This window comes from Clostridioides sp. ZZV14-6153 (assembly GCF_020657855.1).
Classification (GTDB): Bacteria; Bacillota; Clostridia; order Peptostreptococcales; family Peptostreptococcaceae; genus Clostridioides.
The window spans coordinates 1-8,578 of the sequence record NZ_JAGWCZ010000035.1; the positions used below are offsets into that span (position 1 = coordinate 1).

The window sequence follows — 8,578 nt, forward strand, 5'->3', positions numbered from 1 at the left end:
ATAGAACCTATCCAATACTACTTGAATTGCTGGAAACCCCTAAAGCTAACCAAACTAAAACATAAGGATGAAATAAAACCTAAGTGTGAAAGTTATGAAAGTAGAAAAAATTCATAAGAGAACTGCATAGGTAGTAGTGAACTTATGTGAACGACAACCTCAAAAATGATAAAAGTTAAGATTTGCGGTTCTTATATATGTTATTTAAAAACAAATATAAAAACCTTTAAAAAACTTATTTTAAATAATTACACATGTTAATATTATGATGAGTGATGAAAAATGGAAGTGACTCGAGGATATGTATATTTAGTACCATATAGTATGGTGTGTAAAATATAGACATCCAGTATTAACAAATGAAATTGAAGAAGATTTAATTAATATAATCAGAAAAAACAAGTAAAGTGAGGTGGTAATAGTGGAAAAAGCTTATAAGTTTAGAATGTATCCAAATAAAAAACAGCAAGAGTTAATTAACAAAACTTTTGGATGTTGTAGATTTGTATATAATAAATATCTTGCTAAAAGAATAGAAGTTTATGAAAACTATAAAGAAACTTTTACTTATAAGCAGTGCAGTTCTGATTTGACTAATTTAAAAAAAGAATTAGAGTGGCTTAAAGAACCTGACAAATTTTCACTATAAAACACCTTAAAAGAGTTAGAAAACGCATATAAAAAATTCTTTAAAGAAATAGAAGATTTACAAGTAAAGAATATGACTAGAAATCGTAAACTATCTCGTTTAATTTCTGATGTGTCATGGTCAGAATTTGTTCGTCAATTAGAATACAAGGCTAATTGGTATGGCAGACAAATTGTAAAGGTAGGTAAATTCTTTGCAAGTTCACAAATATGCAATAAATGTGGGTACAAAAATGAGGAAATTAAGAATTTAAATATAAGAGAATGGATTTGTCCTTGTTGTAATGTAACTCACGATAGAGATATAAATGCAAGTATAAATATACTAAAAGAAGGATTAAGACTAATAACAGTTTAAAATAGATAACTTATGTAAGAACCGTAGGAACTACGGGGATAGCCTGTGGAGAATTGGTAAGACATATTTTAGTATGCAAAATTCTATGAAGCAGGAACCCTGTGACTTTAGTTATGGGAGGTTCAGAATAAACATTTATGAATAGTTATAAATGATACCTTTAATTTTTAGAAAATGATTAAAAGAAAGATTTATGAAATTAAACCTAGTATTTTCTGATATAATAAACATGTGTATTTTTAAATAAAAAGGATATTATTATTAAGTTTGATTAAAAATAAACTTGCAAAACAATGTACTAGTTTAATATTATAGTTATATTGAATAAAATATCAGGAGGAAGTAAAAATGAATGTAAGAGTAAGATTTGCACCAAGTCCAACAGGATTTGTACATATAGGTAGTTTAAGAACTGCTTTATATAACTATTTATTTGCAAAAAAAATGGGCGGAGAATATATATTAAGAGTAGAAGATACAGACCAAAGTAGATTAGTAGAAGGTGCTATAGAGAATATGCTTAATGCTATGAAATGGGCTGGTGTTAATCATGATGAGGGTGTTATATTAGATGATAATGGAAAAGTAATACAAAAAGGAGAATATGGACCATATATTCAATCTCAAAGATTAGATATATATCAAGAATATATAAAACAACTTTTAGATAGTGGAAAGGCTTACTACTGTTTCTGCACAAAGGAAAGATTAGATGAAGTAAGAGATGCTCAAAAGGCAGCAGGAGAAACTGCTAAATATGATGGTCACTGCAAAAAACTTTCTAAAGAAGAGATAGAAGCTAATATAAAAGCAGGAGTACCATATGTTATAAGATTAAAATTACCAGAAAATCATATAATTAAGTTTACAGATTTAGTTAGAGGAGACATGGAATTCAATACTAATGATTTAGATGACCAAGTTTTAATGAAAACAGATGGATTCCCAACTTATCATTTTGCAGTAGTGGTAGATGATTATTTAATGAAAATTACACATGTTATAAGAGGCGAAGAGTGGGTATCATCTACTCCAAAGCATGTTTATTTATATGAAGCATTTGGATGGGAAGCACCAGTATTCGTACATTTACCAAATATACTTAATAAAGAAAAGAAAAAATTGAGTAAGAGACAAGGTGATGTAGCAGTTGAAGATTTTAAGAAAAAAGGATATTTACCAGAAGGATTAGTAAACTATGTAGCACTAGTTGGTTGGTCTCCAGAAGATAATCAAGAGTTATTTACAATGGAAGAATTAGAAAAAGCTTTCTCTGTGGAAAGAGTATCTAAAAGTGGAGGAGTATTCGATACTGAAAAGTTAAACTGGGTTAATCAACATTATATAAAAGATGGTGATGATGCTTACTTAACGGATTTAGCTATACCGTTCTTAATAGAAGATGGATTTATAACAGAAGCAGAAGCTACTAGTAAGTATGAATTTTTAAAGAGTATGATATCAGTGCTTAAAGAAAAATTACAATATGTAAAAGAAGTTACTGAGCATGCGAGTATATTCTTTGGAGATAAGGTAGAGGTAGAAACTGAAGAAGGAAGTGACTTCTTAAAATTAGAACACATACCTACTTTAATAGATGCCTTACAAGAAAAAATAGAAAAAGCAGAAATATTAAATGCTGAGTTTGGTCAAGCAATGCTTAAAGAGATACAAAAAGAGTATAAAATAAAAGGAAAAAATTTATTTATGGGCTCAAGAATAATTTTGACAGGACAAATGCATGGCCCAGATTTACCAAAAGTAATGGAAGTTTTAGGAAAAGAAACTTGCTTAAATAGAATAGCTTATGTAAAAAATCATATATTATAGTCATAAAAGTCCGCTAATTTAGATGCGGACTTTTTTTGTGTTAGTATTTGGTGAAAATATATGGCTAACAAAATGAAGGTATTTAGGTCAATAAATTTAATATATAAAAAGCAAAGCAAAAATATAAATAATAAACTAATAAAAATATTAAGCATAGAAGAAGGTAATCTATTATTTTAGTTTGATTTAATTATTAAGGGGGTAATTACTATGTATAGTAATATTGATGATGTTAAAAAGGAATTAAAGGAGCTATGCTTAGAATATGTTACAATTTTAGAAAAGTTAAAAGACGAAAAAATGATTACAGAAGAGACTTTTGAAAAGTGTTCTTCTCAAAAAAAGATATTTTTAGAGGAACAATAGAAAATAGTGATAATATTATTATGTAATTTGAAGGATAGTATGAAAAATGATAGTAGTACTATTATTTATTGCAATTTTCAACTATAATATAATATATGATGTTAAGAAAATAATTTATAAAAATACAGTGAGGTGATGAGTGTGAAAGTTTATAATACATTAACTAGAGCAAAAGAAGAATTTGTTCCATTAGAAGAAGGAAAGGTAAAAATGTATGTGTGTGGTCCAACAGTTTATAACTATATCCACATAGGTAATGCAAGACCATTTATAATATTTGATACTCTAAGAAGGTATTTAGAGTATAGAGGATATGACGTAACTTATGTACAAAACTTTACAGATGTTGATGATAAGATTATAAATAGAAGCCACGAAGAAGGAATATCTCCAGAAGAAGTTGCTACTAAATACATAAAAGAGTATTTTGTAGATTGTGATGGATTAGGAATTAAGAGAGCTACTGTTCATCCTCAAGTTACAGATAATATACAACAAATTATAGATTTTATAAAAGAATTAGAAGATAAAGGATATGCATATGCAGTAAATGGCGATGTCTATTTTGATACAAATAAATTTGAAGGATATGGAAAACTTTCAGGCCAAAAACAAGAAGATTTAGAGGCTGGAGCTAGAATTGAAGTTAATGACCAAAAAAGACATCCTATGGACTTTGTTCTTTGGAAAGCAAAAAAAGAAGGAGAGCCAGGATGGGAGAGTCCTTGGGGAGAAGGTAGACCAGGATGGCATATAGAATGTTCTGTTATGTCTAAGAGATACTTAGGTGAGACAATTGATATACATGCAGGTGGTCAAGATTTAACATTCCCACACCATGAAAACGAAATAGCACAAAGTGAAGCTAGAAGTGGAAAAACATTCTCGAAATATTGGATGCATAATGGATATATAAATATAAATGATGAAAAAATGAGTAAATCAAAAGGTAATTTCTTTACAGTAAGAGATATATCAAAGCTATATGATTTAGAAATAGTGAGATTTTTCATGTTATCAGCACATTATAGAAATCCAGTAAACTTTAGTGATGAAATGTTAAACCAAGCTAAAGCTGGTCTTGAAAGATTATATAATACTAAAGAAAAATTAGAGTTTACATTAAGTAATTTAAAAGAATCATCTCTAACAGAAAAAGAAGTAGAACTTGTTAAAGAATTAGATAACTTTAGACAAAGATTTATAGATGCTATGGATGATGATGTTAATACAGCAGATGCAGTAAGTATTATATTTGAGTTGGCTAAGTTGATAAATTCTAATGTAGACGAAAACTCTTCTTTAGAGTTAGCTAAGAAATGTTTAGATGAATTTAATGAGCTTACAGGAGTATTAAATATTGTAAATAAGAAAAAGGATACTGTGTTAGATAAAGACATTGAAGAATTAATACAAAAGAGAACTGACGCAAAGAAAAATAAAGAATTCCAATTAGCAGATGATATAAGACAACAATTATTAGATATGGGAATTGTACTAGAAGACACAAGACAAGGTGTTAAGTGGAAAAGGGTATAAAAATGGAAAAAACTGAATTAGTTACTATGTCACCACTAGTTTTAGCATATTTAGGTGATACAGTGTATGAGACATATATAAGAGAACACTTGATTAGACAAAATACACAGCGAAAAGTTAATGATTTGCATAAGTTAGCCATAAAGTATGTAAAAGCTAAAGCTCAAGCGTCAATAATTCATGAAATCGAAAGTGAATTAACAGAGGAAGAGAGTAAAATTTATAAAAGGGGAAGAAATCAAAAATCAAACACTTCTCCTAAAAATGCAGATATTATAGACTATAAACATGCAACTGGATTTGAAGCATTAGTTGGATATTTGTATTTGAATAATGAAATAGAGAGACTTCAATATATTATCAATAAAGGAATCAAAATTATTGAAAGAGATATGTAAATATTAAAGAGTGTTGTCTTAATAATAATTAATAAGGCAACACTTTTTTTATAACTAATGTATAATAAATATATAGAAATTAGTAATAAGAAAGGACGAAAATTTATGAAAGTAAAATTAATATCACATACACCTGAACCCGAAAAAGTAATAGCTATGGCAGCTAAATTATGCTATTCACCAGTTGGGACAGACGAAATAGAAAAAGACTTAACAGAAGAAAGTATAGAAAAATTTTTAAATATGTTATTAAATATAGGGCATGGTTCAATATTAGAGCATGCATCTTTTACGTTTTCAATAGAAGGTATTTCAAGAGCTTGTTCGCATCAAATTGTTAGACATCGTATAGCTAGTTTTTCACAACAAAGTCAAAGATATGTTAAACTAGACCAATTTGAGTACATAATTCCTCCTGAAATAGAAAAAATAGAAAAAGCAAAAGAGTTATTTGTCAACTCAATGAAAAAGGACCAAGAGGATTATGACAAATTAGTGGAGATATTATTTGATAAGCATTATAATGACTTAATAAAAGAAGGAAAAAATGAGAAAACAGCAAAGAGACAAGCTGAGAAAAAAGCAATAGAGGATGCTAGATATGTATTTCCAAATGCATGTGAAACAAAAATGGTATTTACTATAAACGCTAGAAGTTTATTTAATTTCTTTGAACATAGATGTTGTGAAAGAGCACAATGGGAAATAAGAAACTTAGCTGTAGAAATGTTAAGAGAAGTTAAAAAAGTTGCTCCTATATTATTTAAAAAGACTGGTCCAAGCTGTGTAAATGGAAGTTGTCCAGAAGGAACTATGACTTGTGGTGACATAGTTCAAGTTAGAGAAAAATTTAAATCCTTGTAGGTGGTGAATAGTTTGGCAAGTATTGAAGGAAGAAATCCTGTAATAGAAGCTATAAAGAGTGATAGAGAGATAGATAAAATATTAATTGCAAACTCAGCTAAAGAAGGTTCAATTAAGAAAATAATAGGAATGGCAAAAGAAAAGAATATAATTATACAATATGTTGATAAACATAAGTTAGATGAAGTAAGCACAAGTCATTCTCATCAAGGTGTAATAGCTTATGCAAGTGAATATAAGTATTATGAATTAGATGAGTTAATAGACTCAGTAAAAAGTAAAAATGAAGACCCATTTTTTATTATACTAGATGAAATAACAGACCCACATAATCTAGGTTCAATAATAAGGACAGCAGATGCAGTAGGAGCACATGGAGTTATTATCCCAAAAAGAAGGTCTGTGCACATAACTCCTGTAGTTACAAAAGCTTCTGCTGGAGCTGTAGAGTATATGCCAGTTTGTAAGGTAACCAATATAGTCAATACAATAAAAAGACTGAAGGATGAGGGGCTGTGGATTGCAGCTGCTGATATGGATGGAGAAACTTTTTATAAACAAAATCTTACAGGACCTCTAGGTGTAGTAATTGGAAGTGAAGGTTTTGGAATATCTAGATTGGTTAAACAAAACTGTGACTTTATAGTAAAAATGCCCATGATAGGTAATGTTACATCTTTAAATGCATCTGTAGCAGGTGGTATACTTTTATATGAAATATTCAGACAAAGACTGGATAAAAAGTAAATAAGTATGAGAAGAAACATAAATCACTACTTAATAATAGATGGCTATAATATTATAAATGCGTGGGATAATTTAAAAGAACTGGCTAAAGAGGATTTAGAAGATTCTCGAGAAAAACTTATTGATGATATTATAGAATTCTCTGAGTTTATGGGATATAAGACTATAATAGTTTTTGATGCTTATAATGTTAAGAATTCCCGAGAAAAAGTTGAAAAAAGAAAACACATAACAATAGTTTATACAAGAGAGCACCAAACAGCAGATAGTTATATAGAAAAATTTATAACTTCTCTATCAAAATATGATGATGTAAAAGTAGCTACTAATGACTATGCAGAGCAACAAATGATTTTAGGAAAAGGTGCTATGAGAATGTCTGCTAGAGAATTAAAGTTAGAATTAGATCGTTCCAAGAATAAAATGAAGGAAAAAAATAGCGGTTTAAGGAAAAAAATTCAGCGAAATTGGTTGGAGGAGAGGTTAGATGAAGAAACATTGTCGAAACTTGAGAACATTCGTAGAAAGCGTTGAAATTACTAGGTTCTTTAGACTATAATATACCTATAAATTTGTTTTATATATGGGGGAGATTTACATGTTGGTAGCAAAAGAAAAAAGTTATGAGTTAATAGACAATTGTCAGCAAGATGAGTATAACATTGTATTAAAAGCAAGTGAAGGGGATAAGATAGCACTAGAGTATATTATTACCAAATACAGAAATTTTGTAAAGGCAAAAGCAAAGTCATATTTTTTAATTGGAGCAGATAAAGAAGATATAATACAAGAAGGAATGATAGGCCTTTATAAGGCAGTTAGAGATTTTGATGGAAGTAAGACAAATTCATTTAAATGTTTTGCAGAGATATGTATAACAAGACAAATAATAACTGCTATAAAAACTGCAACAAGACAAAAACATATACCTTTAAATTCATATGTTTCTTTGAATAAACCAATATATGATGAAGAGTCAGACAGAACACTTTTAGATATAATAGCTACAAGTATAGTAACAGATCCAGAAGAACTTATAATTAGTAAAGAAGAATTAAAAAATATAGAATCAAAGATGAACGAATTATTAAGCGACTTGGAATTAGAAGTCCTAGAATTGTATTTGAATGGAAAGTCATACCAGTTCATAGCGGACAAACTTAAAAGAGATGTAAAGTCAATAGATAACGCTTTACAAAGGGTTAAGAGAAAATTAGAAAAACATCTTGAAAACAGAAATGATTAATAGTAAAATACTTACCATAAGCTTATTGTGAGCAAAATTAATTTATATCGAAAGATAAGGGAGGAAATTCAAAATGGCTAAAGCTAAATACGAAAGAACAAAACCTCATGTTAATATAGGGACAATAGGACACGTTGACCACGGTAAAACTACATTAACAGCAGCAATAACAAAAACATTATATGACAGATACCAATTAGGAGAAGCAGTAGATTTCGCAAACATAGATAAAGCTCCAGAAGAAAGAGAAAGAGGAATCACAATATCAACAGCACACGTTGAGTATGAAACTCCAAATAGACACTACGCACACGTTGACTGCCCAGGACATGCTGACTACGTTAAGAACATGATAACAGGAGCAGCTCAAATGGACGGAGCAATATTAGTTTGTTCAGCAACAGATGGACCAATGCCACAAACAAGAGAGCATATACTATTATCAAGACAAGTTGGTGTACCATATATAGTAGTATTCTTAAACAAATGTGACATGGTAGATGATGAAGAGTTATTAGAACTAGTAGAAATGGAAGTAAGAGATTTATTAACAGAATATGATTTCCCAGGAGATGATACTCC

At 29.3% G+C, this 8,578-nt stretch carries 10 protein-coding genes and 1 pseudogene; all 11 read left to right on the top strand.

Translation table 11 applies throughout. The features are described from left to right. Positions 1 to 319 precede the first annotated feature (319 nt). Positions 320 to 406, top strand: coding sequence for a transposase (locus tag KGF46_RS20465; RefSeq protein ID WP_227830501.1), 87 nt, complete (start codon positions 320 to 322; stop codon positions 404 to 406). A gap of 6 nt (positions 407 to 412) precedes the next feature. Continuing rightward, positions 413 to 1,006: pseudogene (locus tag KGF46_RS19510) on the top strand (RNA-guided endonuclease TnpB family protein). 348 nt (positions 1,007 to 1,354) lie between these two features. Then, positions 1,355 to 2,836, top strand: a complete 1,482-nt coding sequence (gltX, locus tag KGF46_RS19515; RefSeq protein WP_227842892.1) for a glutamate--tRNA ligase — start codon at positions 1,355 to 1,357, stop codon at positions 2,834 to 2,836. A gap of 210 nt (positions 2,837 to 3,046) precedes the next feature. Beyond that, on the top strand, positions 3,047 to 3,202 hold the full coding sequence (locus KGF46_RS19520) for a hypothetical protein (protein ID WP_003421202.1): 156 nt from the start codon (positions 3,047 to 3,049) through the stop codon (positions 3,200 to 3,202). A 141-nt stretch (positions 3,203 to 3,343) separates the two neighbouring features. Continuing rightward, positions 3,344 to 4,741, top strand: coding sequence for a cysteine--tRNA ligase (cysS, locus tag KGF46_RS19525; RefSeq protein ID WP_227483629.1), 1,398 nt, complete (start codon positions 3,344 to 3,346; stop codon positions 4,739 to 4,741). A gap of 2 nt (positions 4,742 to 4,743) precedes the next feature. Beyond that, complete coding sequence (locus KGF46_RS19530) at positions 4,744 to 5,139, top strand: ribonuclease III domain-containing protein (protein ID WP_227830458.1); 396 nt, start codon at positions 4,744 to 4,746, stop codon at positions 5,137 to 5,139. 105 nt (positions 5,140 to 5,244) lie between these two features. Beyond that, complete coding sequence (thyX, locus tag KGF46_RS19535; RefSeq protein WP_227841314.1) at positions 5,245 to 6,003, top strand: FAD-dependent thymidylate synthase; 759 nt, start codon at positions 5,245 to 5,247, stop codon at positions 6,001 to 6,003. Positions 6,004 to 6,015: 12 nt separating this feature from the next. Continuing rightward, the gene (gene rlmB / locus KGF46_RS19540; protein WP_227830460.1) at positions 6,016 to 6,750 is read left to right on the top strand and encodes a 23S rRNA (guanosine(2251)-2'-O)-methyltransferase RlmB; all 735 of its coding nucleotides are present in this window, start codon (positions 6,016 to 6,018) and stop codon (positions 6,748 to 6,750) included. Between the two features lie 6 nt (positions 6,751 to 6,756). Then, a complete protein-coding gene (locus KGF46_RS19545) occupies positions 6,757 to 7,284 on the top strand; it encodes an NYN domain-containing protein (RefSeq protein WP_227437059.1) in 528 nt (175 codons plus the stop codon). 64 nt (positions 7,285 to 7,348) lie between these two features. Beyond that, on the top strand, positions 7,349 to 7,996 hold the full coding sequence (gene sigH / locus KGF46_RS19550) for an RNA polymerase sporulation sigma factor SigH (protein WP_227437057.1): 648 nt from the start codon (positions 7,349 to 7,351) through the stop codon (positions 7,994 to 7,996). A 73-nt stretch (positions 7,997 to 8,069) separates the two neighbouring features. Further along, the coding region (locus KGF46_RS19555; RefSeq protein ID WP_227862250.1) for a GTP-binding protein at positions 8,070 to 8,578 on the top strand (509 nt) is incomplete at its 3' end.

Coding starts and splice junctions, on each gene's coding strand:
- gltX (WP_227842892.1), top strand. CDS start 1,355: ATGAATGTAAGAGTAAGATTTGCACCAAGTCCAACAGGATTTGTACAT.
- thyX (WP_227841314.1), top strand. CDS start 5,245: ATGAAAGTAAAATTAATATCACATACACCTGAACCCGAAAAAGTAATA.
- KGF46_RS19530 (WP_227830458.1), top strand. CDS start 4,744: ATGGAAAAAACTGAATTAGTTACTATGTCACCACTAGTTTTAGCATAT.
- KGF46_RS19520 (WP_003421202.1), top strand. CDS start 3,047: ATGTATAGTAATATTGATGATGTTAAAAAGGAATTAAAGGAGCTATGC.
- KGF46_RS19545 (WP_227437059.1), top strand. CDS start 6,757: ATGAGAAGAAACATAAATCACTACTTAATAATAGATGGCTATAATATT.
- sigH (WP_227437057.1), top strand. CDS start 7,349: ATGTTGGTAGCAAAAGAAAAAAGTTATGAGTTAATAGACAATTGTCAG.